This window comes from Stenotrophomonas geniculata (genome assembly GCF_034508895.1).
GTDB classification, from domain to species: Bacteria; Pseudomonadota; Gammaproteobacteria; order Xanthomonadales; family Xanthomonadaceae; genus Stenotrophomonas; species Stenotrophomonas geniculata.
In genome coordinates, this window is sequence record NZ_CP140571.1 from 98,706 (window position 1) to 123,246 (window position 24,541).

General features: G+C 66.4%; 21 protein-coding genes. 9 read left to right on the forward strand and 12 right to left on the reverse strand.

Annotated elements, in window-relative coordinates; genetic code table 11:
- Positions 1-262: 262 nt before the first annotated feature.
- Entirely contained in the window at positions 263-1,138 is an 876-nt protein-coding gene (locus RI032_RS00455) for a LysR family transcriptional regulator (RefSeq protein ID WP_257472776.1), read from the reverse strand.
- A gap of 102 nt (positions 1,139-1,240) precedes the next feature.
- Here RI032_RS00455 and RI032_RS00460 point away from each other — a divergent pair, with 102 nt between their 5' ends.
- Together RI032_RS00460 and dbpA are read left to right on the forward strand one after the other, a co-directional pair.
- The gene (locus RI032_RS00460; protein ID WP_322547691.1) at positions 1,241-2,320 is read left to right on the forward strand and encodes a YeiH family protein; all 1,080 of its coding nucleotides are present in this window, start codon (positions 1,241-1,243) and stop codon (positions 2,318-2,320) included.
- 85 nt (positions 2,321-2,405) lie between these two features.
- Positions 2,406-3,782 carry an ATP-dependent RNA helicase DbpA gene (gene dbpA / locus RI032_RS00465; RefSeq protein ID WP_010484543.1) on the forward strand — a complete coding sequence of 459 codons (1,377 nt, stop codon included), beginning with the start codon at positions 2,406-2,408 and terminating at the stop codon, positions 3,780-3,782.
- 140 nt (positions 3,783-3,922) lie between these two features.
- On the opposite strand, the gene RI032_RS00470 is transcribed toward dbpA, so the two are convergent.
- The 4 genes from RI032_RS00470 to RI032_RS00485 form a co-directional block, all read right to left on the reverse strand.
- Positions 3,923-4,459 carry an adenine phosphoribosyltransferase gene (locus RI032_RS00470; protein ID WP_005413028.1) on the reverse strand — a complete coding sequence of 179 codons (537 nt, stop codon included), beginning with the start codon at positions 4,457-4,459 and terminating at the stop codon, positions 3,923-3,925.
- A 625-nt stretch (positions 4,460-5,084) separates the two neighbouring features.
- Positions 5,085-6,650, reverse strand: coding sequence for a protein adenylyltransferase SelO (locus RI032_RS00475; RefSeq protein ID WP_322547692.1), 1,566 nt, complete (start codon positions 6,648-6,650; stop codon positions 5,085-5,087).
- A 32-nt stretch (positions 6,651-6,682) separates the two neighbouring features.
- Complete coding sequence (locus RI032_RS00480) at positions 6,683-7,372, reverse strand: glutathione S-transferase family protein (RefSeq protein WP_010484523.1); 690 nt, start codon at positions 7,370-7,372, stop codon at positions 6,683-6,685.
- A gap of 185 nt (positions 7,373-7,557) precedes the next feature.
- The gene (locus RI032_RS00485) at positions 7,558-7,767 is read right to left on the reverse strand and encodes a cold-shock protein (protein ID WP_004153307.1); all 210 of its coding nucleotides are present in this window, start codon (positions 7,765-7,767) and stop codon (positions 7,558-7,560) included.
- A 302-nt stretch (positions 7,768-8,069) separates the two neighbouring features.
- Between RI032_RS00485 and RI032_RS00490 the strand changes: the two genes are divergently transcribed.
- Positions 8,070-8,558, forward strand: a complete 489-nt coding sequence (locus tag RI032_RS00490; protein WP_109813868.1) for a YaiI/YqxD family protein — start codon at positions 8,070-8,072, stop codon at positions 8,556-8,558.
- 6 nt (positions 8,559-8,564) lie between these two features.
- Here the strand turns inward: RI032_RS00490 and RI032_RS00495 are convergent, their stop codons facing one another.
- Positions 8,565-9,443, reverse strand: coding sequence for a pseudouridine synthase (locus RI032_RS00495; protein ID WP_322547693.1), 879 nt, complete (start codon positions 9,441-9,443; stop codon positions 8,565-8,567).
- A gap of 123 nt (positions 9,444-9,566) precedes the next feature.
- Between RI032_RS00495 and RI032_RS00500 the strand changes: the two genes are divergently transcribed.
- From RI032_RS00500 to RI032_RS00510, 3 genes are all read left to right on the forward strand, one after another.
- Positions 9,567-10,115: a YaeQ family protein gene (locus tag RI032_RS00500; protein ID WP_100448367.1), complete on the forward strand. Its 549-nt coding sequence runs from the start codon at positions 9,567-9,569 to the stop codon at positions 10,113-10,115.
- On the forward strand, positions 10,112-11,296 hold the full coding sequence (locus tag RI032_RS00505) for a BaiN/RdsA family NAD(P)/FAD-dependent oxidoreductase (protein WP_010484512.1): 1,185 nt from the start codon (positions 10,112-10,114) through the stop codon (positions 11,294-11,296). The genes RI032_RS00500 and RI032_RS00505 overlap by 4 nt, the downstream gene beginning before the upstream one ends.
- 91 nt (positions 11,297-11,387) lie before the next feature.
- Positions 11,388-13,457 (forward strand): EAL domain-containing response regulator, encoded by a 2,070-nt coding sequence (locus RI032_RS00510; RefSeq protein ID WP_134958932.1) that lies wholly within the window; start codon positions 11,388-11,390, stop codon positions 13,455-13,457.
- Positions 13,458-13,570: 113 nt separating this feature from the next.
- Here the strand turns inward: RI032_RS00510 and fabV are convergent, their stop codons facing one another.
- The 5 genes from fabV to tgt all read right to left on the reverse strand — a co-directional run bounded on the left by fabV (position 13,571) and on the right by tgt (position 20,142).
- Positions 13,571-14,830, reverse strand: a complete 1,260-nt coding sequence (gene fabV, locus RI032_RS00515; RefSeq protein ID WP_191863933.1) for an enoyl-ACP reductase FabV — start codon at positions 14,828-14,830, stop codon at positions 13,571-13,573.
- A gap of 787 nt (positions 14,831-15,617) precedes the next feature.
- Positions 15,618-16,598 (reverse strand): protein translocase subunit SecF, encoded by a 981-nt coding sequence (secF, locus tag RI032_RS00520; protein ID WP_010484505.1) that lies wholly within the window; start codon positions 16,596-16,598, stop codon positions 15,618-15,620.
- A 16-nt stretch (positions 16,599-16,614) separates the two neighbouring features.
- A complete protein-coding gene (gene secD / locus RI032_RS00525; protein WP_010484504.1) occupies positions 16,615-18,471 on the reverse strand; it encodes a protein translocase subunit SecD in 1,857 nt (618 codons plus the stop codon).
- Positions 18,472-18,532: 61 nt separating this feature from the next.
- On the reverse strand, positions 18,533-18,877 hold the full coding sequence (gene yajC / locus RI032_RS00530) for a preprotein translocase subunit YajC (RefSeq protein WP_005409257.1): 345 nt from the start codon (positions 18,875-18,877) through the stop codon (positions 18,533-18,535).
- Between the two features lie 134 nt (positions 18,878-19,011).
- Positions 19,012-20,142, reverse strand: a complete 1,131-nt coding sequence (tgt, locus tag RI032_RS00535) for a tRNA guanosine(34) transglycosylase Tgt (protein ID WP_029379947.1) — start codon at positions 20,140-20,142, stop codon at positions 19,012-19,014.
- A 188-nt stretch (positions 20,143-20,330) separates the two neighbouring features.
- Here tgt and RI032_RS00540 point away from each other — a divergent pair, with 188 nt between their 5' ends.
- Positions 20,331-20,741 carry a hypothetical protein gene (locus RI032_RS00540; RefSeq protein WP_197632475.1) on the forward strand — a complete coding sequence of 137 codons (411 nt, stop codon included), beginning with the start codon at positions 20,331-20,333 and terminating at the stop codon, positions 20,739-20,741.
- A gap of 159 nt (positions 20,742-20,900) precedes the next feature.
- Here the strand turns inward: RI032_RS00540 and queA are convergent, their stop codons facing one another.
- On the reverse strand, positions 20,901-21,968 hold the full coding sequence (gene queA, locus RI032_RS00545) for a tRNA preQ1(34) S-adenosylmethionine ribosyltransferase-isomerase QueA (RefSeq protein WP_010484499.1): 1,068 nt from the start codon (positions 21,966-21,968) through the stop codon (positions 20,901-20,903).
- A gap of 210 nt (positions 21,969-22,178) precedes the next feature.
- Here queA and RI032_RS00550 point away from each other — a divergent pair, with 210 nt between their 5' ends.
- Together RI032_RS00550 and RI032_RS00555 are read left to right on the forward strand one after the other, a co-directional pair.
- Positions 22,179-23,675 carry an aminotransferase class III-fold pyridoxal phosphate-dependent enzyme gene (locus tag RI032_RS00550; protein WP_322547694.1) on the forward strand — a complete coding sequence of 499 codons (1,497 nt, stop codon included), beginning with the start codon at positions 22,179-22,181 and terminating at the stop codon, positions 23,673-23,675.
- A gap of 264 nt (positions 23,676-23,939) precedes the next feature.
- Entirely contained in the window at positions 23,940-24,533 is a 594-nt protein-coding gene (locus RI032_RS00555) for an LOG family protein (protein ID WP_010484495.1), read from the forward strand.
- Positions 24,534-24,541: the final 8 nt, after the last annotated feature.

Genomic DNA, 24,541 nt, shown 5'->3' on the forward strand with positions numbered 1-24,541 from the left:
CTGGTTTCCTGTGGGATGGCGGGGCGGTGTGGGTCTGCAGGACACGCCGTAAACCCATCCATGGGGGCTCGATGGCGCCATCCATGGCGCCAACGGTCCTGCAGACCCACACCCCCCCGCCTCTGACAGTTTCCCGCGATCTGTCGGAACGGCATTCTGCTCTGGTGGGTGTCGACCTTGGTCGACACGGTAGATCCACGCCATGCGTGGATGAGCGCTGCAGGGACTGTCGATGGATGGAATCGACTAGGGGTCTGATGGCTTACTCCACGTCCCCCAACAACGCCTGCAATCCCGGCAGCCACTGCTTGCCCGGATGGCGTACCAGCCACAGCGTGCGCTGCAGGGCGGGCAGCGGGGTCTCGAGCACGCGCAGGCGGCCCAGCGCCAGCGGCTCTTCCAGCGCATGGCGCGAGAGGCAGGCCAGGCCGAGGCCGGCGATGGCGGCCTGCTTGATCGCTTCGGTATTGCCCAGCTGCAGGGTCTGGGCGAAGCCACGCAGATGCGGCAACAACGCCTGCTCCACCGCCTCGCGGGTGCCCGAGCCGGGCTCGCGCAGCAGCCAGCGTGCGCGGCTCAGTTCATCCAGCGACCAGCGCGCGGGGGCATCGGCGGCGGCGACGATCACCAGCGGATCCTGCTGCCAGGCGGTCACCTGCAGGCCGCGCTCGTGACACGGGCCTTCGATCAGGCCGGCGTCAACGTCCAGGCGCTGCACGGCGGCGACAACGCCGGCACTGTTGTCGATGCGCAGATCGACCTCGGCCTGTGGCGCCTGGCGCAGCAGTTCGGCGATGCGTGGCGGCAGCAGGTAATTGCCGATGGTGGTACTGGCCGCCAGCACCAGCCGCAGCGGCGCGCCCTGCGACGGGTCGCCGCCGGCGGCCAGCTGCCGCTCCAGATCGGCGGCGTTGACCAGCAAGGTACGCGCCGGCTCCAGCAGTGCGCGGCCGTGCCCGTTCAGCGCCAGGCGGCGGCCGATGCGGTCGAACAGCGGGGTGCCGAAGTGGGCTTCCAACTCCTGCAGGGCGGCGCTGCTGGCCGATTGCGAAAGCGCGATGGCCTGGCCAGCGGCGGTGGTGCTGCCGTGATCGGCGATGGCGACGAAGACCTGCAGCTGGCGCAAGGTCAGGCGCATGGCACTTACCTTCTTTATGGGTAGGTTTCACCCATATTATTCGTTTTACAGGTAATCATCTCAGGCGCACGCTTGCCCCATCTCTCCAGCGCTGCCCGTGCCATGAACGCCCCCGCCCTCTCCCTCTGGTCCCTGCCCGCCCTGCGCCAACGCTGGCAGCCGCGCCTGCCCGGCCTGCTGCTGGTCGGCCTGATCGCAGCGGCGTCGCTGTACCTGGCCGAGCTGCCGTGGCTGCAGGCACACGGCCTGAGTGCGCTGACCGTGGCCATCGTCGCCGGCATCGTGATCGGCAACACCCTCTACCCGCGGCTGGCGCCGAGCAGCGCGGCCGGTGTCGGCTTTTCCAAGCACTGGCTGCTGCGCGCCGGCATCGTGCTGTACGGCCTGCGCCTGACCTTCCAGGACATCGGCCACGTCGGCGTCAGCGGCGTGCTGATGGACGTGCTGGTGGTCGCCAGCACCTTCGGCCTGGCCTGCTGGCTGGGTGTGCGCGTGTTCAAGATGGAGCGCGAGGCAGCGATGCTGATCGGTGCTGGCAGCGCGATCTGCGGCGCGGCAGCGGTGATGGCCGCCGAACCCGTGGTGCGTGGCCGCGCGGCACAGGTCACGGTGGCCGTGTCGACGGTGGTGGTGTTCGGCACGCTGGCGATGTTCCTGTACCCGGCGCTGTATGCCCTGGCGCAGTCGCACGGCTGGCTGGCGATGGATGCGCGGCAGTACGGCCTTTTCACCGGTGCGACGGTGCATGAAGTGGCACAGGTGGTGGCGGCAGGCCGTGCGGTCAATGAAGCGGCGGCTGATACGGCGGTGATCACCAAGATGGTGCGGGTGATGCTGCTGGCGCCGTTCCTGGTTGCGCTGTCGCTGTGGCTGGCGCGTGGCGGCAAGGCCAGCGCCGACGGCAGCAAGGCGCGCATCGTGGTGCCGTGGTTCGCCTTCGGTTTCGTGGCGGTGGCCGGTTTCAACTCGCTGCATCTGCTGCCGTCTGGCCTGCAGGCCGGGCTGGTGCAGCTGGATACCGTGCTGCTGGCGATGGCGATGGCCGCGCTGGGCCTGACCACCCACGTCTCGGCGCTGCGCCAGGCAGGCCTGAAGCCGCTGCTGCTGGCGCTGATCCTGTTCGCCTGGCTGCTGTTCGGGGGCCTGGCGATTCATCAGGGCGTGTGGGCGGTGCTGGGCTGATCAAGAGCGTGCCGACCAAGGTCGGCGCCCACGTGGATTAAGGCCCTGTGGCAGGGAGCGGCCGCGCAGACGGGTACAATGCGCCATGACTGACTTCTCGACCCTGCCGCTGAGCCCGGCCCTGCAGCCCGGCCTGGATGCCCTCGGCTACACCACCCTCACCCCCGTGCAGGCGCAGAGCCTGCCGGCCATCCTGGATGGCCGCGATGTGATCGCACAGGCGCCGACCGGCAGCGGTAAGACCGCCGCCTTCGGCCTCGGCCTGCTGCAGGCCATCGACCCCAGCCTGATCCGCGTGCAGGCGCTGGTGCTGTGCCCGACCCGCGAACTGGCCGACCAGGTCGGCAAGCAGATCCGCAAGCTGGCCACCGGCATTCCGAATCTGAAGCTGTTGCTGCTGGTGGGCGGCGTGCCGCTGGGCCCGCAGCTGGCGTCGCTGGAAGGCCATGACCCGCACGTGGTGGTCGGTACGCCCGGCCGCGTGCAGGAGCTGGCACGCAAGCGCGCGCTGAATCTGGGCGCGGTGCGCACGCTGGTGCTGGACGAAGCCGACCGCATGCTCGACATGGGCTTCGAGGAGCCGATCCGCGAGATCGCCGGCCGCACCCACAAGGACCGCCAGAGCCTGCTGTTCTCCGCCACCTTCCCCGACAGCATCCGCGCCATGGCGCGTGACTTGCTGCGCGACGCGGTGGAAGTGACCGTGGAAGGCGCCGATCAGGCGCCGGCCATCCGCCACCTGTTCTGCGAGGTGGAACCGGCGCACCGCCAGAAGGCGCTGGCGGGCCTGCTGCTGAAGTACACGCCGGAATCGGCGGTAGTGTTCTGCAACACCCGCAAGGACGTGGACGAGGTTGCGAATTCCCTGCAGCAGTTCGGCTTCTCCGCGCTCGCCCTGCATGGCGACATGGAGCAGCGCGACCGCGAGGAAGTGCTGTTGCTGCTGGCCAACCGCAGCTGCAACGTGCTGGTGGCCAGCGACGTGGCCGCACGTGGCCTGGACGTGGAAGAGCTGGCGGCGGTGATCAACTACGAGCTGCCGACCGACGTGGAGAGCTACCAGCATCGCGTGGGCCGTACCGGCCGTGCCGGTGCCAGCGGCCTGGCGATCAGCCTGGTGGCCGGCCGTGAGAAGACCCGCGCCGAAGCCATCGAAGCGCAGATGGGGCAGCCGTTGGACTGGCAGAAGACGCCGCTGGCGACCTCGCGCCCGGCCGAATTGCCGCAGGCCGCGATGCGCACCCTGCGCATTGATGGTGGCAAGACCGACAAGCTGCGCCCGGGCGACATCCTTGGCGCGCTGACCGGTGATGCCGGCCTGTCAGCCAAGTTCATCGGGAAGATCGCGATCTTCCCGACCCGCTCCTACGTGGCGATCGCCCGAGAGCAGGCCAACAAGGCCGTGGCCAGGCTGGAAGCCGGCAAGATCAAGGGCCGTCGCTTCCGCGTGCGGATGATGTGATTGAAGCAGCGTTGCCAACCACGGTTGGCAACGATCTGACCTGGTAGTGGCCAACCTTGGTTGGCCCATTCCGTGGCGTCAGTCGCGAAAGGTGCTGCCAACCAAGGTTGGCAACTACCGGTTCGCAGATACCTGCCTGATCAGAACACCAGTTCGGTGTGCAGCGGCAAATCCGATTCCCAGCGCGCACGACCGCCGAGGCCATCGAGCTCGACCAGCACGCCGGCACCGACCACGTCCACACCCAGGCGGCGCACCAGCGACAACGCGGCGACCAGCGTGCCGCCCGTGGCCAGCACGTCGTCGATGATCGCCACGCGGGCACCGGCCGGCAGCGCATCGGCGTGCACTTCGATGCAGTCGCTGCGGTATTCCAGCGTGTATTCCTCGCGCAGCACCTGACCCGGCAGCTTGCCCGGCTTGCGCACCGGCACGAAGCCCACGCCCAGTTCCAGCGCCATGGCGGCACCGAGGATGAAACCACGCGATTCGATGCCGATCACCGCGTCCAGCTTCTGGTCGCGCCAACGGTCGGCCATCGCGGTGATGGCACCGCGGAAGTCCTCGCCATGGGCGAGCAGCGGCATGATGTCCTTGAAGAGGATGCCGGGCTTGGGGAAGTCGGCGATGTCGCGCAGGCGGGAGGCCCACTGCGGAGCGACGAGGGCGTCGGTCATGTCACGTTGGTTGTCTGATGGCGGCATAGGGTACCTGTTCCGGGCGCCGGCTGCCTGTTGGGGTGTTCGGCCGGGCTGCGCCCGGCACCTGCAGAGGCTTCAAGCCAAGGCAACGGCAAGAGCAACAGCAACAGCGGGTTTCCTGTGGGATGGCGGGGTGGGTCCGGTGGCGGGAGACGCCGTAAACCCGTCCATGGGGGCTTGGCCGCGGCATCCATGCCGCGGACACTCCCGCCACCGGCCCCCCCCCGCCTTCGACAGGTTCCTGCGACCTGTCGTAGATCCACGCCATGCGTGGATGAATCTTCATCGAAATCGAATATTTCGAGAATTGAACGAAAAGCATCCACTCATGGCGTGGATCGACCGTGTCGACCAAAGTCGACACCTACCCACAGCGGCGGGAATCTGTCGGAGGTGGGGCCGTGTGGGGCTGCAGGACCGTTGGCGCCATGGATGCCGCCATCGAGCCCCCAAGGATGGGTTTACGGCGTGTCCTGCAGCCCCACACCGCCCCGCCAGACCATCGACAATCCAGAGCCGCTTTGGCTCTGGCTTTGGCTCTGGCTTTGGATTCGGCCCTTGCCTCTGCAGGTGCAGGGCGCAGCCCTGCCGAAACCCACCCTCAGGAACTGCAGGACAGCATCGAGCAGCCGGCGCGATTGTCGGCCCACGCCGGGCGCTTGCTGGCGAAGTGTTCCAGACCGGCACGCTCGGTGTATGGATTGCGCAGTACGTCCTGCAACGCATGAACACCGCCGAGGTCGCCCTGCTCCGCACGATCGATGGCTTCCTGGGCCAGCCAGTTGCGCAGCACGTACAGCGGGTTGGCCGCTGTCATCTTCGCCAGGCGTTCGCTGGCCGACAGCGGATCGGCCTGCAACCGCACCGCATAGTCCTGCAGCCACTGCTGCAACGGCGCCTGCACCGCCTGCTGGCGCGCCTCGTCGTAGTACACCGCATCCAGCAGCGCCACATCCGGTGCCGCCGGATCGATACGCATCAGCGCACGCCAGGCCAGGGTCATGTCCATTCCCCCGTCCTGCATCAACTGCTGCCAGCGCAGGTAGAGCTGCAGGTCTTCATCGTCGGCCGCAGCCAGGCCGAGTTTGGCTGCGGCATCGCGGCGCGTGCAGGCCACGAAGGTGGACTGGTATGCAGCCAATCCAGCCTGCAACGGTTCGACATCGGCAAACAACGGTGACAATGCCTGTGCCAATCGGCTCAGGTTCCAGTACGCCACCTGCGGCTGGGTGCCGAAACGATAGCGCCGGCCTTGGGCATCGGTGGTGTTCGGCGTCCAGTCCGGATCGAAATCCTCGACCCAGCCATAGGGACCGTAGTCGAGCGTAAGACCAAGAACGGACAGGTTGTCGGTGTTCATCACGCCATGCACGAAGCCGACGCGCATCCAGTGCGCGATCATCTCGGCGGTGCGCACCGCGATCTGCGCGAACCAGTCGCCATACAGCGCCTCACCCTGCCCTTGCAGTTCGGGGAAGTCGCGGGCGATGCAGGCACCCACTAGCTGCTGCAGCAGTGCGGTTTCCCCGCGCGATGCCGGAAGCTCGAAGGAACCAAAGCGCAGGAACGACGGCGACACGCGGCATACGATGGCGCCGGGCTCTGCACGCGGATGGCCGTCGTAGAACATGTCGCGCACCACGTCGTCGCCGGTACCAACCAGCGACAGCGCACGCGTGGTCGGCACGCCAAGGTGGTGCATCGCTTCACTGCACAGGAACTCGCGGATCGACGAGCGCAGTACCGCGCGACCATCGGCGCCGCGCGAGTACGGCGTGGGCCCCGCCCCCTTCAGCTGCAGCTCCCAATGAAGGCCATCGGGCGCGACCAGTTCACCCAGCGAGATCGCGCGACCGTCGCCGAGCTGGCCGGCCCAGTGACCAAACTGATGGCCGCCGTAGTTGGCCGCCCAAGGCTGCATGCCGGCGTACAGCGCGTTTCCGCCAAACACCTGCGCGAAGCTTTCGCTTTCGACTTCAGCGGTATCGAAACCAAGCATCGCGGCAACATCCGGCGACCAGGCCAGCAACGTGGGCGCCGTCACCGGGGTCGGCATCACCGGCGACCAGGCCGCACCCAGCACTTTGCGCCGGCGCGGGCCGGATTCGGGATCGCCCGGCAGGGTCTGCAGCAGGCGGTTGTCGAAACGGGGGCTGTCGGTATCCATGGTGCTGAAGATGGGGGCGACGGCCGCCCTCCTCAATTGCCGCTGAGCGCCTGCAGGTGGCCGCCGTGGGCCTCGGCACGCTGGTAGGCGGGTCGCTCACCGATACGCTTGAGGAAGCCACGCAGTGCCGGCTTGTCGTCGAGACCACCGCCGCGCGCGGCCGCAGCCTGAATCGGGAAGCTCATCTGGATGTCGGCCGCGCTGAAGCGTTCACCGGCAAACCACGGGCTTTCGGCCAGGCGGCGCTCCATCCAGTCCAGGTGCAGGCGCCGCTGTGGGCCGATGAAGCCACGTTCGGCCTTGTCGGCGATACTGCGCGCGATCGGACGGGCAAAGAACGGCATCGGCGCGTTGCGGATGCGGCCCATCACCAGGGTCAGCAGCAGCGGCGGCATCGCCGAGCCTTCGGCGTAGTGCAACCAATAGCGGTAGGCGATGCGCTCGGCGCCATCGGCCGGCATCGGTGACGGCGACAGCTGGCGTTGGGTGTCATAGCGATCCGCGAGGTAGTCGAGGATGGCACCGGACTCGGCCAGTACCAGCTCGCCATCCTGCAGTACCGGCGACTTGCCCAGCGGGTGCACGTTGCGCAGCTCCGGCGGCGCCAGCAGCGTCTTCGGATCGCGCGGATAGCGGCGCAGTTCGTAGTCCAGCCCCAGCTCCTCCAGCATCCACAGCACACGCAGGGAACGGGAGTTTTCCAGGTGATGGACGATGCGCATGGGGATGATCCTTGGGGAGGCCCGCATCGTACCGCGAGCAGTGCATGCCCTATGTAGTGTCGAGCCATGCTCGACTGCCTTTGGAAAGCAGTCGAGCATGGCTCGACGCTACAGAACAGCAGGCAACAAAAAACGCCGGAAGCTTTCGCTTCCGGCGTTCTGGCTACCAAACGGTAGCAGACGGATTAGACCGCCTGCACCTGGTCAGCCTGCATACCCTTCTGGCCCTGGACGGCGATGAAGGTAACCTTCTGGCCTTCCTGCAGGGTCTTGAAGCCGGTGCCCTGGATGGCACGGAAGTGCACGAACAGGTCCGGGCCGCTTTCCGGGGTGATGAAGCCGAAGCCCTTGGCGTCGTTGAACCACTTGACGGTGCCGGTCTGACGATCAGACATTTGACTAACTCCTGAAACACATGTTGAAAAAAATCGCAGCCACCGGGTATCGGGGCCGAGACTGAGTTGCAGGCGTTGGTAAAGCGGATCGATGAGCGGATCGTGAGATCAACTGCACCAGGCCACGATTCACGGTGACCCTAGCAAACACAGTGGGTCGAACGATACGCGTGTTTTCTGCAAAAAGCGATAGCCCGGACGTTCATGGGCAAACCCTGCCCGCTAGGCGTGACAAGGCTTGGCAGCCGATCAAGCCTAACTCCGAGTCCCCATTCAGGTTTTTCCTACCCTACACTGGGTAAATGACTGAAGCTGAAACCCAAGCTGAACCCGCCCTGCCCCGCATCTGGGTGGACGCGGATGCCTGCCCCACCGTCATTCGCGACATCCTGTTCCGTGCCGCTGAACGCGTTGGGATCGAGCTGATCCTGGTCGCCAACCAGTGGATCCGCACCCCGCCATCGCGCTGGCTGCGCTCGATCCAGGTGCCGCAGGGCCTGGACGTGGCCGACAGCGCCATCGTCGAGCGGGTCGCCGCCGGAGACCTGGTGGTCACCCAGGACATCCCGTTGGCCGCCCTGGTGCTGGAGAAGAAGGCCGTGGCGCTGAACCCGCGCGGCCAGCTGTACACCCCGAACAACATGGCCGAGCGGCTGTCGATGCGCAATTTCATGGAAGAGCTGCGCGGCGCCGGGGTGCAGACCGGCGGCCCGCCGCCGCTGGGCCCGCGCGACCGGCAGCTGTTCGCTGCCGAGCTGGACCGCTGGTTGGCCCGACGCCCGGTTCGCTGAACGGCCCTACCCGCCCTGGCCGGGCAGGCACAGGCGGCGCCGGCTGCTGAACCGCCGGGGCTCCCCGCTCAATGGGTCATCGAAGGCCAGCCCCTGCGCCAGCAGCTGCAGGGGCGACTCGACCGTTTCATCCGGGCGCGGCCTCAGCAGCGGATACAGGTCATCGCCCTCGATCGGCGCGCCCAGCGCCGCCATGTGCACGCGCAGCTGGTGCTTGCGGCCGGTTTCCGGCAGCAGCCGGTAGCGCCAGACCGGCCCTTCGGCCTCGATCAGCTCGATCCGGCTGCGCGCATTGGGCTCGCCCGGCACTTCGGCCATGCGGAAGAATGGCTCCCCCGGCACCAGGCGGCTGTCCCGCTGCAACGGAAACGCCAGCCCGGGCAGCGCCGGTGCCAGCGCCTCATAGGTCTTCTCGATGCGCCGTTCGCGGAACAGCCGTTGATAGGCATCACGCGTGGCTGCCTGGGTCGAGAACAGCACCAGGCCGGCGGTCAGCCGGTCCAAGCGGTGCAACGGCGCCAGTTCGGTGTTGCCGGTGCGTGCGACCAGGCGCGCCAGCAGGGTTTCGCGCACATAGCCACCGGCCGGCGTCACCGGCAGGAAGTGCGGCTTGTCCGCCACCAGCAGGTGCGCATCCAGATGCAGGATGGTCTCGGCGAAGGGAACCACCGGTTCGTCGGCCACCTCGCGGAAGTACTGGATTTCCAACCCCACCTGCCAGGGCATGTCCGGCGCCAGTGCCCTGCCCTGCGCATCCTGCACACGGCCTCGGGCGAAGCGGTCCTGCCACTGCGCACGGTCGATGCGAGGGAAACGTGCACACAGGCCATCGAGCAGGCTGCGCCAGTGTCCGGGCGGCAGCTGCAGGCGGCTGGGCAGGGTCATCGGTGGCACTCCTGCGGCAGGAAAGAGTGAAAGGGTGCCACGTTGACGCGCCACAGACAGCCCGGCCACGGACACCCCTGGAGCAAACCTCTATCATTGTCGTCTTTAGTCCACGGACCCCCCATGGCTCTCACCGCCACCATCCGCAAGGCCGAACTGCAGATCAGCGACATGGATCGCGGCTACTACGTGACCCACAACCTGACCCTGGCCCAGCACCCGTCCGAGACCGACGATCGCCTGATGGTGCGCCTGCTCGCCTTCGCGCTGAACGCCGGCGACCGCCTGGAATTCGGCCGCGGCCTGAGTACCGATGACGAGCCGGACCTGTGGGAGCACGACTACACCGGCGACATCCTGCAATGGATCGACCTGGGCCATCCAGACGAATCGCGCATCCGCAAGGCCAGCAACCGCAGCCGCCAGGTGCAGGTGGTGAACTACGGCGGCAACGCTTCGGACATCTGGTGGAGCAAGCAGAGCAAGGGCCTGGGGCGCTTCGACAACCTGTCGGTGGTCGACCTCGATGGTGCCTTCGTCGAACTGTGGGGCCAGCAGATCCAGCGCGCCATGCGCTGGAGCGTGCTGATCCAGGACGGCGAAGTGCAGCTGCTCAACGACCAGATCCAGCTCGACGTAATCCCGAACTGGCGCAAGCGCGCCAAGGCATGAGCACCATCCGTTGCGATGTGGTGGTCATCGGCGCCGGCGCGGCCGGGCTGATGACCGCAATCACGGCTGGCCAGCGCGGCCGCCAGGTGCAGGTGATCGACCATGCCAACAAGGTCGGCAAGAAGATCCTGATGTCCGGCGGTGGCCGTTGCAACTTCACCAACACCGGCACCACCCCGGCCAACTTCCTGTCGGCCAACCCGCACTTCTGCAAGTCGGCGCTGGCGCGCTACACGCCCTGGCACTTCATCGAGCTGGTGCACAAGCACGGTATCGCGTATCACGAAAAAGAGCTGGGCCAGCTGTTCTGCGATGTCTCGTCCAAGCAGATCGTGAAGATGCTGGTGGACGAATGCCAGGCGGCCGGCGTGCAGGTGCGCACCGAGTGCAGCGTGCAGCGCATCGAGCACGGCAGCGATGGCTTCCGCGTGCATACCACCCATGGCCTGTTCCATTGCGCCTCGCTGGTGGTTGCCACCGGCGGCCTGTCCATTCCCAGCATGGGTGCCACCGGCTTTGGTTATGAAGTGGCCCGACAGTTCGGCCACCAAGTGCTGCCGACCCGCGCAGGGCTGGTACCGCTGACGCTCAGCGGCAAGCACCAGGAACGGCTGGCCGATCTGAGTGGTGTCGCCCTGCCGATCGAGGCGCGCTGCAACGGAAAGAGCTTCCAGAACTTCATGCTGCTGACCCATCGCGGCGTGAGTGGCCCGGCGATCCTGCAGATCTCCTCGTTCTGGCAACCCGGCGATGCGCTGGAGCTGGACCTGCTGCCCGGCCAGGATGCCGGCGAGTGGTTGCGCCAGATGAAGCGCGAACGACCCGCCGCCGAACTGCGCACGGTGCTGGGCGAAGTACTGCCGAAGCGGCTGGCACAGCGGCTGTGCGAACACTGGCTGCCCGACCGGCCCGTGCGCCAGTTGGACGAGCCGGTGCTGCGCCAGGCCGCGCAGCTGCTGGGCGCGTTCCCGCTGGTGGCCAGTGGCACCGAGGGCTACCGTACCGCTGAGGTCACGCTCGGCGGCGTGGACACCGCCGAGGTCTCGTCTTCGACGATGGAATCCAAGCGCGTACCCGGCCTGCATTTCGTCGGCGAGGTGCTGGATGTGACCGGCTGGCTGGGCGGCTACAACTTCCAGTGGGCCTGGGCCAGCGGCCACGCGGCCGGTGGCGTGGTGTGAACCACATCGCCGTTCGATGCGTGCAAGGGGTGCGCGCATGGACGGTTCGGCGCGCATCGTGTATCTAGATTTGCAGATTGGGGAGCAGTGCATGCAGAACGCGAACGACATCACCATCCGCCTGCTGATCGTCGATGACAGCGGCGAGAACGCCGAGGCCATCGTCAGCACCCTGCGCAACAGCGGCATCGCGGTGCGTCCGTGGCGCCCGCAGGATGCTGCCGAGCTGTCCCAGGTGCTGGCCAGCCAGGCCATCGACCTGGTGCTGGCTTCGCCCTCGCAGGGCATCCCACTGCCACTGGTGGCCCAGCATATTGCTGCCAGCGGCAAGGACATTCCGCTGGTGCTGCTGGCCGAACGCATCGACGAGGACGAGCTGGTACAAGCCAGCAGCCACGGCATCCGTGCCCTCGCCCTGCGCCAGCGTTCCGAGCACCTGCTCGCCGTGGTCCGTGATCAGTGGGTGGACCTGCAGGCGCGTCGTGGCCTGCGCCGCATCGAGGCGCAGATGCGCGAGACCGAGCGCCGCTGCGATGCCCTGATCGCTTCCTCGCGCGACCCCATCGCCTACGTGCATGAAGGCATGCACATCCGCGCCAACGACGCCTATCTGGAGATGTTCGGCTACGAGCATTTCGACGATATCGAAGGCATCTCGCTGCTGGACATGGTCGCCGCCCAGCATGTGGAAGGCTTCAAGCAGCTGCTGAAGGGCCTCAGCCGTGGCGAGGCGCCGCCGCCGCAGTACCAGCTTGACGCGCGCCACGAGGATGGCAGCGCGTTCCCGGCAACGATGGAATTCACCCCCGCCACCTACGAGGGCGAATCCTGCCTGCAGGTGGTACTCCGCCGCCGCATGGAATTCGACCCGGAACTGGCGCGCGAGGTCGAGGACCTGCGCCAGCGCGACCAGGTCACCGGCCTGCTCAACCGACCGACCTTCATGCTGCAGCTGGAAAGCGCGGTGGCCCAGGCCGGGCGCAGCGAAGGCCAGTTCGGCCTGCTGCTGATCGAGCCGGACCACTACGCGCGCCTGCTGCCGGATATCGGCCTGGCCTCAGCCGACATCCTGATCGGCGCCCTCGCCTCCCTGCTGGCCGAGGTGGTTGGCGAGGACGCGCAGCTGGCCCGCTTCGGCGAACACAATTTCGCCGTGCTGCAGGCCGGGCCCTACGCGCAGACCGTGGCACTGGCCGAGCGCATCCGCGAAGCCTACGCCGCACACGTCTTCAGCATCGGCGCGCGTTCGGCCACGGTAACGGTCAGCATCGGTGGCGTGCAGGTGGGCGAGAAGATCGCCAGCATCGGCCAGGTGCTGGCACGCGCCAGCGAATGCACGCAGGCCGCCGCCGAACTGGGCAACACCTGCCGCATCTTCGACCCGGCCGCTGCCGACCGCGTGGAGGAAGAACGCGTGCTGCGCTGGGTCACCCGAATCCGTGAAGCACTGGCCGGTGATGGCTTCCAGCTGCACTACCAGCCGGTGCTGAACCTGCAGGGGGAGTCGCTGGAGCTGTATGAGGCCTACCTGCGCCTTGAGCACAATGGTGAACTGCTGAGCCCGACTGCGTTCCTGGGCATCGCGGAGGAACACGGCCTGCTGGCCGACATCAACCGCTGGGTGGTGTCACGGGCGATCGCTGTGCTGGGCCAACGTGCACGCGAAGGCCATGCCACGCAGATGCTGGTGAAGGTGACGCCAGAGTCGTTCGACGACCCGCAGATGATCGCCACCCTGCGTCGGGAACTGCAGGCACAGGGCGTGCCCGGCGAACGGCTGTGGCTGCATGCGCCGGAAGCAAAGGTGTTCACCCATCTGCGCAGTGCGCAGCAGTTCCTTGCCGAAGTGGCGCCGCTGGGCTGCCGCATCGGCCTGGAGCAGTTTGGATCGGGGCTGGATTCGTTCCAGCTGCTGGCCCACTTCCAGCCGCAGTTCCTCAAGCTGGACCGCGGTTTCACCAGCGATCTGGCCGCCACCCGGGAAAACATCGACCGCATCAGCCAGATCACTGCGCGTGCGCAGGAAGCCGGCATCCGCACCATCGCCGAGTTCGTCAGCGATGCCAACTCGATGACGCTGCTGTTCAGTGCCGGCGTGGATTACGTGCAGGGCGACTTCGTCGGCCCGGCGTTGCCGGAGATGGGCTTCGAGTTTGGGTGATCCCTACCTGTAGACCCGAGCCATGCTCGGCTGCGAGACTCAAGCGAAGAGCAGCCGAGCATGGCTCGGCTCTACACAAAGAGAAGGCCGGCTTTCGCCGGCCTTTTCATGGATCAGGTCATGTCGACCAGATTGTCGATCTTCACGTCCGGGTTGACGTCGGCCTCGTAGTCGACGCCCTCCACGCCAAAGCCGAACAGGCGCAGGAAGTCGGCCTTGTAACCGGCCAGATCGCTGATCTCGTACAGGTTCTCGTTGGTCACCTGCGGCCACAGCGCAACCACCTTGCCCTGCACGTCTGCCGCCATTTCCTTGTAGTCGGCACGCAGGCGGCCTTCCTCATCGACCAGCGCAACGGTATGGCCCTCGCCATCGACCAGGTCGTGGCGCAGGCGATCGATCGCCACGCCGTCGGCCTTGCCGCCGTAGAGGATGTCGTACAGCACATCCAACTGCTCGATGCAGCCTTCGTGGGTGCCCTTTTCCTTCATCACCTTGAACAGCAGCGACAGGTACAGCGGCATGGTCGGAATCGCCGAGCTGGCCTGGGTCACCACCGCCTTCAGCACCGATACGCGTGCATCACCACCAATCTTGGCCAACTTCTCGCGCAGGCCCAGCACCTTGCTGTCCAGGTCCTTCTTGGCGGCACCGATCGAGCCGTTCCAGTAAATCGCCTGGGTGATCTCTTCGCCCACATAGGTGAAGGCGGTGGTGGTGCAGCCGTTGGCCAGCACGCCGGCATCGGCCAGCGCGTCGATCCACATCTGCCAGTCCTCACCGCCCATCACCGCGACGGTACCGGCGACTTCTTCCGGGGTGGCCGGCTGCAGATGGGTCTCGGTCAGCACTTCCTTGTCGGTATCCAGGCCACGCAGCGTGATCGGCTCGCCGATCGGCTTCAGCGTAGAGCTGATGATTTCACCGGTCTTCGGGTGCTTGCGGCGCGGCGCAGCCAGGCTGTAGACGACCTGATCGACCTGGCCGAGATCGGCCTTGATCATTTCGATGGTCTTCGCCTTCACTTCATCGGAGAAGGCATCGCCGTTGATGCTCTTGGCGTACAGGCCGGCTTCGTCGGCGTACTTGTGGAACGCGGCCGAGTTGTACCAGCCGGCCGTGCCCGGCTTGGTCTCGCTGCCCGGGCGTTCGAAGAAGATGCCCAGGGTCGCGGCGCCACTGCCGAAGGCAGCGGTGATGCGCGCAGCGAGGCCGTAGCCGGTGGAGGCGCCGATCACCAGCACGCGCTTGGGGCCGTTCTGGATCGGCGGGCGCGCGCGGATGTAGTCGATCTGCTGCTTGACCGCGGCGTCGCAGCCGGTCGGGTGGGTGGTGACGCAGATGAAGCCGCGGACGCGCGGTTTGATGACCATGGATACCTCGGGTTGGCAGATGCGGCGCGCGGGGCGCTCAGCAGGAATATGGGTGCGCGCATGCGCGCACGAACCGCAGGATCGTAGTGCGCGGGGGCCGAATGCACAACCGACGCTGCCGTAGGGTGGTGTTTCTTTTGCAGGGTTGCACCCTGCACCCGCAGAGGCCTGAGCAACGGCCAGAGCCAGAGCAACGTCAAAAGCTGGGTTCCTGGGGGTGGGCGGGGTGGGCCCGGTTGAGGGGGACGCTGCAAGTCCCCCTCCGGGGCCCGGCCCAGCCGCTGGCGGCTGTGCGTTCGGGCGCTTGCGAAGCAATGCTTCGCAAGCAAAGCGCCCTCACCCATGTAAGCTCGGTCGCCGCATCCATGCGGCTCACGCCCCCTCAACCGGACCCACCCCGCCTTCGACAGATTTCTGCAATCTGTCAGGACGGCATTCTGCTCTGGTGGGTGTCGACCTTGGTCGACACGGTAGATCCACGCCATGCGTGGATGACTCATTCGATATCTGACAGGTGTGTCGACCAAGGTCGACACCTACCGACAGCCGCAGGAATCTGTCGAAGGTGGGGCGGTGTCGGAGTGCGGGGTGTCAGCCGCATGGATGCGGCTGCCAAGCCTACAGGGACGTACTTGCGGCGCCCCCGCACTCCGACACCGCCCCACCAATCCACGGAATGCCCGCTGTTGCTGTTGCTGTTGCCTCTGCAGGTGCAGGGCTGCAAGCCCTGCCAACAAAAAACCCCGCTTGCGCGGGGTTCTCTGTGCATTGCGTGCAGCGCGAACGCTTACGGGCGACGGGCCAGGGCCTCGACGTCCTTCGCCTTCGGCAGCAGGTCCTGCTTGCTCACGCGCAGGAAACCGATCGTCAGCATCGGCACCGCCACCAGGATCGAGGACAGCACCACGATCACCGCACCGATCATGTGCGTCTCGGCCAGGCCTTCCATCGAGCTGCCGCCGTACATGTACAGGGCCAGTGCCGACAGGAAGAACATCACTGCGGTGATCACCGTACGCGACAGCGTCTGGTTGATCGAACGGTTCAGCACTTCCATCGAGTCCACGCGCAGGCTGCGGAAGTTCTCGCGGACGCGGTCGAAGACCACGATGATGTCGTTGATCGCAAAGCCCATCACCGACAGCAGGCCGGCCAGCACGGTCAGGTCGAACTCACGGCCCAGCAGGGACACGTAAGCCACCGTCACGATCAGGTCGAACATGGCCACGATGCTGGCGGTGACCGCGAACTTCCATTCGAAGCGCACGGCGATGTAGATCAGGAAGCCGGCCAGCATGAAGATGGTGGCGTACAGGCCATTCATCGCCAGGTCCTTGCCGATCTGCGGGCCGACGAACTCGTTGCGCAGTACGGTTGCCTGATTATCAGCCGTGGACAGTGCCTTCACTACAGCGGCAGCGGTAGCCTTGTCTTCGGTGGCGGCAGCACCCGTGCCCGGAGCATGCTCGCCGTGTGGCGCCAGGCGGATCAGCAGGTCGGTGTTGCCACCGACGCTCTGTACCTGGGCGCCGTCGAAGCCATTCTGCTCGAGCTTGGTGCGGACCTGCTCGACGTCCACCGCCTTGTCGAAGCGGGCTTCGATCAGGGTGCCGCCGGTGAAGTCCAGCGCGTAGTTGAAGCCCTTGAACGCGATGATGCTGATCGACGCCAGGAACACCACGATGGTGACTGCCATGGCGACATGGCGCCAGCGCATGAAGTCGATCTTGGTGTCGTTCGGGAGGATGTGCAGCGGAAACAGTTTCATTGTGCGTGTCGTCCCGTCAGATGGCCACGTTCTGGAGCTTCTTGCGACGGCCGTAGATCAGCGTCGCCAGCGCACGCGACACGGTGATCGCGGTGAACATGGAGGCGAAAATACCGATGATCATGGTCAGCGCGAAGCCCTTCAGCGGACCGGTACCGAATGCAAACAGCGCCACACCGACGATCAGGCCGGTCAGGTTGGCGTCGAGGATGGTGCCCGAAGCACGCTCGTAACCGGTCACGATCGCGGTTTTGCCCGGCACGCCGGCACGCAGCTCTTCACGGATACGCTCGTTGATCAGCACGTTGGCGTCCACTGACAGGCCGACCGACAACGCCAGACCGGCAAAGCCCGGCAGGGTCATGGTCGCGCCGAACAGCGACATCACCGCCACCACGATCAGCAGGTTGAACAGCATCGCGATCGAGGTGATCACGCCGAACATACGGTAGTAGACGCTGAAGAACACCAGGGTGAACAGGAATGCGAACACCACCGCGCGCATACCGTTCTTGACGTTCTCGGCACCCAGGCTCGGGCCGACCACGCGCTCTTCGACGAAGTCCATCGGCGCGGCCAGCGAGCCGGACTTCAGCAGCTTGGCCAGGTCCTCGGCTTCCTTCTTCTGAAGGCCGGTGGTCTGGAAGTTCTTTCCGAACACGCCGTTGATGTTGGCCACCGAGATCACTTCCTCGTTGACCTTGAAGCCACGCACTTCCTGGCCGTCGACAACGGTCACGGTCGGTACGCGCTCGGTGTAGACCACCGCCATCGGCTTGTTCACGTTGGCGCTGGTGAAGTCGAACATGCGCTGGCCGCCGACATTGTTCAGCGTCACGCTGACCGCCGGAGAACCGCTGTTCGAATCGGTCACCGCCTGCGCGCCGACCATCTGGTCACCGGTGACGATCACGCGCTTGTTCAGCAGGACCGGACCACCGCCATCACGACGCTGGTAGACCTTCGCTTCCGGCGGAATGCGGCCGGAGTTGATGGCGTCCTGTGCATTGCCGTCAACCACCGCGCGGTACTCGAGGGTAGCGGTGGCGCCGATCATGCGCTTGGCTTCGGCCGTGTCCTGCACGCCCGGCAGCTGCACGACCACGCGGTCGGCACCCTGGCGCTGGATGATCGGCTCGGCCACGCCCAGCTGGTTCACGCGGTTGCGCAGGGTGTTGATGTTCTGCTCGATGGCGCCGTTGGCGATCTGGGTGATCTCGGTTTCCGGCACGGTCACCGTGATGCGATTGCCACTGACGTCGTAGCCGAGGGTCGGCTGCGCCTTGACCAGGGCGGTGCGGGCACGCTGCGCGGCGTCGTCGCCGGCGGACGGGCTCAGGTTGGCCACGATACTGTTGTCAGCACGACGTTCCACCGACTGGTACGGAATGCGGGCGTCGCGCAGGGTGCTGCGCACGTCTTCGGTGTAGGCATCCAGGCGCTTGTCGAGCGCGGCCTTCTGGTCGACCTGCAGCACGAAGTGCACGCCGCCCTGCAGGTCCAGGCCCAGCACCATCGGGCGACCGCCGAGGTTGGCCAGCCAGTCCGGCACGGTCGAGGCCAGGTTCAGGGCCACGGTGTACTTCTCGCCGACGGTGTCACGCAGGGCGTCGCTGGCAGCGGACTGCGCCTTCAGGTCCGGCAGGCGGACGATCAGGCTCTCCCCTTCCTTCTCGGCACCGAGGGCGTCCACACCGGCCTTTTTCAGGTCGGCCAGCACACGGTCGCGCAGCGCGTCGTCGACCTGTCCGCCACGGTTGGCGGTGATCTGGACGGCCGGGTCCTTCTGGTAGATGTTGGGCAGCGCGTACAGCGCGCTGAGCGCCAGTACGATCAGGATGACGACGTACTTCCAGCGTGGAAATTCGAGCATTGCTTGGGTCCCGCGCGGCGCCATCCCCGGCGCCGCGGTTGTGCATCGGAAAGGGAGTGGCTTACTGGGCCGACTTCAGGGTACCGGCCGGCAGCACGTTGCCGACAGCGCCCTTCTGCACGCGGATGCGCACGTTGTCAGCCACTTCGATGGTGATGAAGTTGTCGCCGATGTCGGTGACGATGCCGGCGATGCCGCCATTGGTCAGCACTTCATCGCCACGCTTGATCTTCTCCAGCATGGCCTTGTGCTCCTTCTGCCGCTTCATCTGCGGGCGGATCATCAGGAAGTACATGATGGCGATCAGGATGACCGGGAACAGCAGCGTGGTCAGGCCCATGCCCTGCGGTTGGCCGCCGGCGGCCTGGGCGTGGGCGGCGGGAATCAGGAAAGCAAGCAGGTTCATCGTTGGTCCTTTGGTTGGGCGGCGCTCCGGCCCTTTCACGGGCACGGGGTGTCGACCGCGGATCTGGGTCAGCCTTGAAGTATGCCACGGCCCCGGGCGTTCGTCCTTGGGCCGTTTGGCAGGGGGTACTCGGTTTACAGGGGCGGCGCGACCGCCCCGCGTGCCGCGTAGAAAGACTCACGGAAGGCCAGGAAGGTTCCCGCTTCGATGGCCGCACGGATGTCGGCCATCAGCTTTTCGTAATAGAACAGGTTGTGCAGGGTACCCAGCATCGGCGCCAGCATCTCGTTGCAGCGGTCCAGGTGGCGCAGGTAGGAACGGGTGTAGCCACCGGTGCAGGCCACGCAGCCGCAGCCGGGCTCGATCGGATCCATGTCGCGCGCGTACTGCGAGTTGCGGATGCGGACGGTGCCGAACGAGGTGAAATAGTGGCCGTTGCGCGCGTTGCGGGTGGGCATCACGCAATCGAACATGTCCACGCCACGTGCGACACCCTCGACCAGGTCTTCCGGCCGCCCCACGCCCATCAGGTAGCGCGGGCGGTCACCCGGCAGCTCCGGGTCCAGGTGGTCGAGCATGGCATTGCGCTCGTGCTCCGGCTCGCCCACGGCGAGGCCGCCGATGGCGTAACCGTCGAAGCCGATCGCCTGCAGGGCCTCGGCCGAGCGGCTGCGCAGGTCGGTGTGCACGCCACCCTGGACGATGCCGAACAGGGCCGCGTCGTTGCCCAGCTCGTCATGCGCGTTGCGGCTGCGCTGCGCCCAGCGCAGGCTCAGTTCCATGGAACGGCGGGCGACGTCTTCGGTGGCCGGGTACGGGGTGCACTCGTCGAAGATCATCACCACGTCCGAATCGAGCACCTTCTGGATCTTCATGCTCTCCTCCGGGCCCAGGAACACGCGAGCGCCGTCGGTGGGCGAGGCAAAGGTCACGCCCTGCTCGGTGATCTTGCGACGGTGGGCCAGCGAGAACACCTGGAAGCCGCCGGAGTCGGTCAGGATCGGGCCATCCCAGCGGCAGAAGCCGTGCAGGCCGCCGTGGTCGGCGATGATGTCCAGGCCCGGGCGCAGGTACAGGTGGAAGGTGTTGCCGAGGATGATCTCGGCGCCCAGCGCGCGCACCTGGTCCGGCAGGATGCCCTTGACCGAGCCATAGGTCCCCACCGGCATGAAGGCCGGCGTTTCCACCGTGCCACGCGGGAAGGTCAGGCGACCACGGCGGGCACGGCCGTCGCGGGTCTGGAGCTGGAACTGCAATCGGGACATGGAGCGGTCGTTCAGGCAAATAGTCGCCTATTGTCTCCCAAAACCGGGTCGGCCGCCCATTCAGGCCTGAATGGAGCCGAGGACCTGGCGACGCGACTGCTGGGCTGTCGTCTCTGGCCTTGGCCTTGGCCTGTCGCCACTCCAAGATGGGCGGCATATGTTGTTCCGCCAGAAAATCAGCCCCGAAAATGAATAAAGATGGCCGCGAGGTACTAGAGACAATTCTTGGGGGAAAGATCGAGCAACGAGCCGATCGAATCGCCCCGGGTATCAATCCCGTGGCCGGAGTGGAAGTTGTCTACTTTGAAGCTGACAAAACGACCCGCGCGGCAAGACAATTCGATGCGCTGCAGGACTCTGCTGGCGAGCTCACCGCAAGCAGCGGTGGCATCGTATCGGACAGCTGCCGGATAACCCTGCCCAACGGCCAGTGCTTCCGAGCCCTTTCCTTCCACGGCGATCTGGATGGATGGCGGAAGGCGGTTGAAGCCGGGGCAAGGACCCTGGGTCTTCGCCTGGCCCGTATTGAAGATGACCACCTGATCATCTCCGACGGCCAGTCTGTTCCGCTCAGCGAATGCGAGGTGGATTTGGGCTGAGCAGCCCGGCGGAACCGACTTGCGGAAGGAATTATCCACGCATGGCGTGGATCTACCTGGGTAGTAGAGCCACGCCATGCGTGGCTTTCCTGGTCTCCAGGCACCTGCAAGTGCGCACCAACGGTGCGCACCCACCACAAGCAGGCAGAGGTCAGCGCCCTACCCCGCCTGCGGGAACAGCAGCATGGCGTCGCCGTAGCTGAAGAAGCGGTAGCGCTGCTCGATCGCGTGCTGGTACGCCTCGAACACCCTTTCCTTGCCGGCGAACGCGGAGATCATCATCAGCAGCGTGCTTTCCGGCAGGTGGAAGTTGGTCACCATCGCGTCGACGCTGCGGATGCGGTAGCCCGGGGTGATGAAGATCTGCGTTTCACCGGCGAACGGCAGCAGCTCGCCATCGCGCATCGCGCTTTCCAGCGCGCGTACCACGGTGGTGCCGACGCCGATCACCCGGCCGCCGGCCGCGCGCGTGCGCCGTACCTGCTGCACCAGCTCAGCGCCGACGTTCAGCCACTCGCGGTGCATCACGTGATCCTTCAGGTCATCGGCGCGCACCGGCTGGAAGGTGCCCGCGCCGACGTGCAGGGTGACATGGCCGAAGTCCACGCCCTTGTCCTTCAGCGCGGCCAGCAGCGGTTCGTCGAAATGCAGGCCGGCGGTCGGCGCCGCCACCGCGCCCACTTCGCGCGCGAACACGGTCTGGTAGCGCTCGCGGTCGTCCACGCCCGGCTCGCGCTGGATGTACGGCGGCAGCGGCAGCCGGCCGGCATGCAGCAGCCACTGTTCCAGCGATTCCGGCACATGGAACTGCAGGACGTAGAACTCGCCATCGCGGCCCAGCACCTCGGCTTCGCCACCGGCATCCAGCGCGATGCGGCTGCCGGCCTTCGGCGACTTGCTGGCGCCGACCTGGGCACGGGCCTGCTGGCCGCCGAGCAGGCGTTCGATCAGGATCTCCACGCGGCCACCGCTGGCCTTCTGCCCGAACAGGCGCGCCGGGATCACCCGGGTGTCGTTGAACACCAGCAGATCGCCCGGCTGCAGCAGGGATGGCAGATCACGCACCTGCAGATCGGTGAAGCCATCAGGCGCCGGCGGGACCAGCAGCAGGCGGCTGGCGGAACGTTCGGCCAAGGGTGCCTGCGCGATCAGTTCGGCCGGCAGGTCGTAGTGGAAATCGGACTTCTTCAAGGCAGTGGGCGGCAACAGGTCGACAATGGCGCGCATTGTACGTCCAGCGTCTGCGAGCCGGCGCGCTTCGCGGCGAACGTCGCGCAAAATGCTGCTATGCAGCAGGTTTCTGCGGGGTTATCGCGCAAAAAAACAAGTGCTAGCATCGAGCCGGAAGTCCGCTGCACGAGCCTGCCCCAAGCGCGCGTGATGACGCGCGTTTTGCTTTTGAAGACCCGTGCGACCCATTGTTTCAGGAGATCTGCAATGAGCTTCATCGAACGCCTCGCCCCCCTGCGCAACCAGCCCGGCACCCGCCTCACCTCCGGTCTGGACGATGCCACCCTGACCACCCTGTCCGCCAACCACCCGCAGCTGATCGCTGCGGTGGATGCCGCCGCCGAGGAATTCGCGCGCGTGCAGGCCGACCTGGGGCCGCTGCTGGCGCAGGACGAACAGGCGCAGATCGACGCGATGCAGGACGGTTTCGTCAATTTCTATGCCGATGACGCGGTGACCCCGTACGTGGCACTGGCCGCGCGCGGCCCGTGGGTGGTCACCCTGAAGGGCGCCGTGCTGTACGACGCCGGCGGCTACGGCATGCTCGGCTTCGGGCACACCCCGGATGCCGTGCTGGAGGCGATGGCCCGCCCGCAGGTGATGGCCAACATCATGACCCCCAGCCTGTCGCAGCAGCGCTTCATCACCGCCCTGCGCGCCGAGATCGGCCACCGCCGTGGCGGCTGCCCGTTCGCCCGTTTCATGTGCCTGAATTCCGGTTCCGAGGCCGTCGGCCTGGCCGCCCGCATCGCCGACGTCAACGCCAAGCTGCAGACCGACCCCGGCGCGCGCCACGCCGGCGCCGCGATCAAGCGCGTGGTGGTCAAGGGCAGCTTCCACGGCCGTACCGACCGCCCGGCGCTGTATTCCGATTCCAGCCGCAGGAGCTACATGCAGCACCTGGCCAGCTATCGCGGCGAGGACTCGGTGATCACCGTGGCGCCGTACGACGAGGCCGGCCTGCGCAAGGTGTTCGAGGATGCCGCACGCAACCAGTGGTTCATCGAAGCGGTGTTCCTGGAGCCGGTGATGGGCGAAGGCGACCCCGGCCGCTCGGTGCCGCCGTCGTTCTATGCCGTGGCCCGTGAACTGACCCGTGCCCATGGCAGCCTGCTGCTGCTCGACTCGATCCAGGCCGGCCTGCGCGCGCATGGCGTGCTCTCGGTGGTGGACTACCCGGGCTTCGAAGGCCTGGACCCGCCGGACATGGAGACCTATTCCAAGGCGCTCAACGCCGCGCAGTACCCGCTGTCCGTGCTGGCGGTAACCGAGCATGCCGCGCAGCTGTACCGCAAGGGCATCTATGGCAACACCATGACCAGCAACCCGCGTGCGCTGGACGTGGCCTGCGCCACCCTGGCCCAGCTGACCCCGCAGGTGCGTGCCAACATTGCCGAACGCGGTGCCGAGGCCGTGCGTAAGCTGGAACAGCTGAAGAACGAGCTGGGCGGGCTGATCACCAAGGTGCAGGGCACCGGCCTGCTGTTCTCCTGCGAGCTGGCCCCGCAGTTCAAGTGCTACGGCGCCAATTCCACCGAGGAATGGCTGCGCCAGCACGGCATCAACGTGATCCACGGTGGCGAGAACTCGCTGCGCTTCACCCCGCACTTCGGCATGGACAGCGAAGAGCTGGACCTGCTGGTGGGCATGGTCGGCCGCGCCCTGCGTGAAGGCCCGCGCCGCGAGCAGGCGGCGGCGGCGTAAACCCCCGCTTCGGTAGAGCCGAAGGCAGCGGCAGGAGCCGCTGCCAACGTCGCTGGCGACGGCCCGAAGGGTGCCGGTCAGGACGACCGGCATAGCCCATGCTCGGCTGGCGCCTTTGCCGCGATCTGAATGAAGAGCAGCCGAGCGCGGCTCGGCTCTACAGAAGGCCTCTCAAGGCCTCATAATCCTTGGGCACCCCGTCCCTGACCGCCCTGCGGTCGGCGACGGGGCGTTTTCGTTTCCGGCCAAGAGACAGGAAGATCCATGAAATCGATCTGTGTGTACTGTGGTTCCAACGCTGGCAGCAAGCCGGCCTATACCGAACGCGCCATTGCACTGGGCGACCGCATCGCCCGCGACGGCCTGCGCCTGGTGTATGGCGGCGGCAACGTCGGCCTGATGGGAACCGTGGCCAATGCCGTGCTTGCCGCTGGCGGCGAAGTGACCGGCGTGATCCCGCGTCAGCTGGCCGACTGGGAAGTGGCCCACCGCGGCCTGACCGAACTGGAGATCGTCGGTTCGATGCATGAGCGCAAGTCGCGCATGTTCGACCTCGCCGATGGCTTCGTCACCCTGCCCGGCGGCTTCGGCACCATGGAAGAGATCTTCGAGATGCTGACCTGGCGCCAGCTGGGCATCGGCAACAAGCCGTGCGCGTTCCTCGATGTGGAAGGCTTCTACGCCCCGCTGATCGGCATGATCGATCGCATGGTGGAAGAGCGCTTCCTGCACCCGGACCAGCGCCAGGACCTGTGGTACGGCTCGGACATCGAAGCGATGCTGGAGTGGATGAAGAACTACCAGCCGGCCCAGGCCTCGAAGTGGATCGACGAGAAGCGTCGCGCCGCCCTGCGTTGATGCAGCCG

What these genes read in the sequence shown, in the direction of transcription:
- RI032_RS00455 (WP_257472776.1), bottom strand. Translation starts at nt 1,138, where the DNA reads ATGCGCCTGACCTTGCGCCAGCTGCAGGTCTTCGTCGCCATCGCCGAT.
- RI032_RS00460 (WP_322547691.1), top strand. Translation starts at nt 1,241, where the DNA reads ATGAACGCCCCCGCCCTCTCCCTCTGGTCCCTGCCCGCCCTGCGCCAA.
- dbpA (WP_010484543.1), top strand. Translation starts at nt 2,406, where the DNA reads ATGACTGACTTCTCGACCCTGCCGCTGAGCCCGGCCCTGCAGCCCGGC.
- RI032_RS00470 (WP_005413028.1), bottom strand. Translation starts at nt 4,459, where the DNA reads ATGACCGACGCCCTCGTCGCTCCGCAGTGGGCCTCCCGCCTGCGCGAC.
- RI032_RS00475 (WP_322547692.1), bottom strand. Translation starts at nt 6,650, where the DNA reads ATGGATACCGACAGCCCCCGTTTCGACAACCGCCTGCTGCAGACCCTG.
- RI032_RS00480 (WP_010484523.1), bottom strand. Translation starts at nt 7,372, where the DNA reads ATGCGCATCGTCCATCACCTGGAAAACTCCCGTTCCCTGCGTGTGCTG.
- RI032_RS00485 (WP_004153307.1), bottom strand. Translation starts at nt 7,767, where the DNA reads ATGTCTGATCGTCAGACCGGCACCGTCAAGTGGTTCAACGACGCCAAG.
- RI032_RS00490 (WP_109813868.1), top strand. Translation starts at nt 8,070, where the DNA reads ATGACTGAAGCTGAAACCCAAGCTGAACCCGCCCTGCCCCGCATCTGG.
- RI032_RS00495 (WP_322547693.1), bottom strand. Translation starts at nt 9,443, where the DNA reads ATGACCCTGCCCAGCCGCCTGCAGCTGCCGCCCGGACACTGGCGCAGC.
- RI032_RS00500 (WP_100448367.1), top strand. Translation starts at nt 9,567, where the DNA reads ATGGCTCTCACCGCCACCATCCGCAAGGCCGAACTGCAGATCAGCGAC.
- RI032_RS00505 (WP_010484512.1), top strand. Translation starts at nt 10,112, where the DNA reads ATGAGCACCATCCGTTGCGATGTGGTGGTCATCGGCGCCGGCGCGGCC.
- RI032_RS00510 (WP_134958932.1), top strand. Translation starts at nt 11,388, where the DNA reads ATGCAGAACGCGAACGACATCACCATCCGCCTGCTGATCGTCGATGAC.
- fabV (WP_191863933.1), bottom strand. Translation starts at nt 14,830, where the DNA reads ATGGTCATCAAACCGCGCGTCCGCGGCTTCATCTGCGTCACCACCCAC.
- secF (WP_010484505.1), bottom strand. Translation starts at nt 16,598, where the DNA reads ATGAAACTGTTTCCGCTGCACATCCTCCCGAACGACACCAAGATCGAC.
- secD (WP_010484504.1), bottom strand. Translation starts at nt 18,471, where the DNA reads ATGCTCGAATTTCCACGCTGGAAGTACGTCGTCATCCTGATCGTACTG.
- yajC (WP_005409257.1), bottom strand. Translation starts at nt 18,877, where the DNA reads ATGAACCTGCTTGCTTTCCTGATTCCCGCCGCCCACGCCCAGGCCGCC.
- tgt (WP_029379947.1), bottom strand. Translation starts at nt 20,142, where the DNA reads ATGTCCCGATTGCAGTTCCAGCTCCAGACCCGCGACGGCCGTGCCCGC.
- RI032_RS00540 (WP_197632475.1), top strand. Translation starts at nt 20,331, where the DNA reads ATGAATAAAGATGGCCGCGAGGTACTAGAGACAATTCTTGGGGGAAAG.
- queA (WP_010484499.1), bottom strand. Translation starts at nt 21,968, where the DNA reads ATGCGCGCCATTGTCGACCTGTTGCCGCCCACTGCCTTGAAGAAGTCC.
- RI032_RS00550 (WP_322547694.1), top strand. Translation starts at nt 22,179, where the DNA reads ATGAGCTTCATCGAACGCCTCGCCCCCCTGCGCAACCAGCCCGGCACC.
- RI032_RS00555 (WP_010484495.1), top strand. Translation starts at nt 23,940, where the DNA reads ATGAAATCGATCTGTGTGTACTGTGGTTCCAACGCTGGCAGCAAGCCG.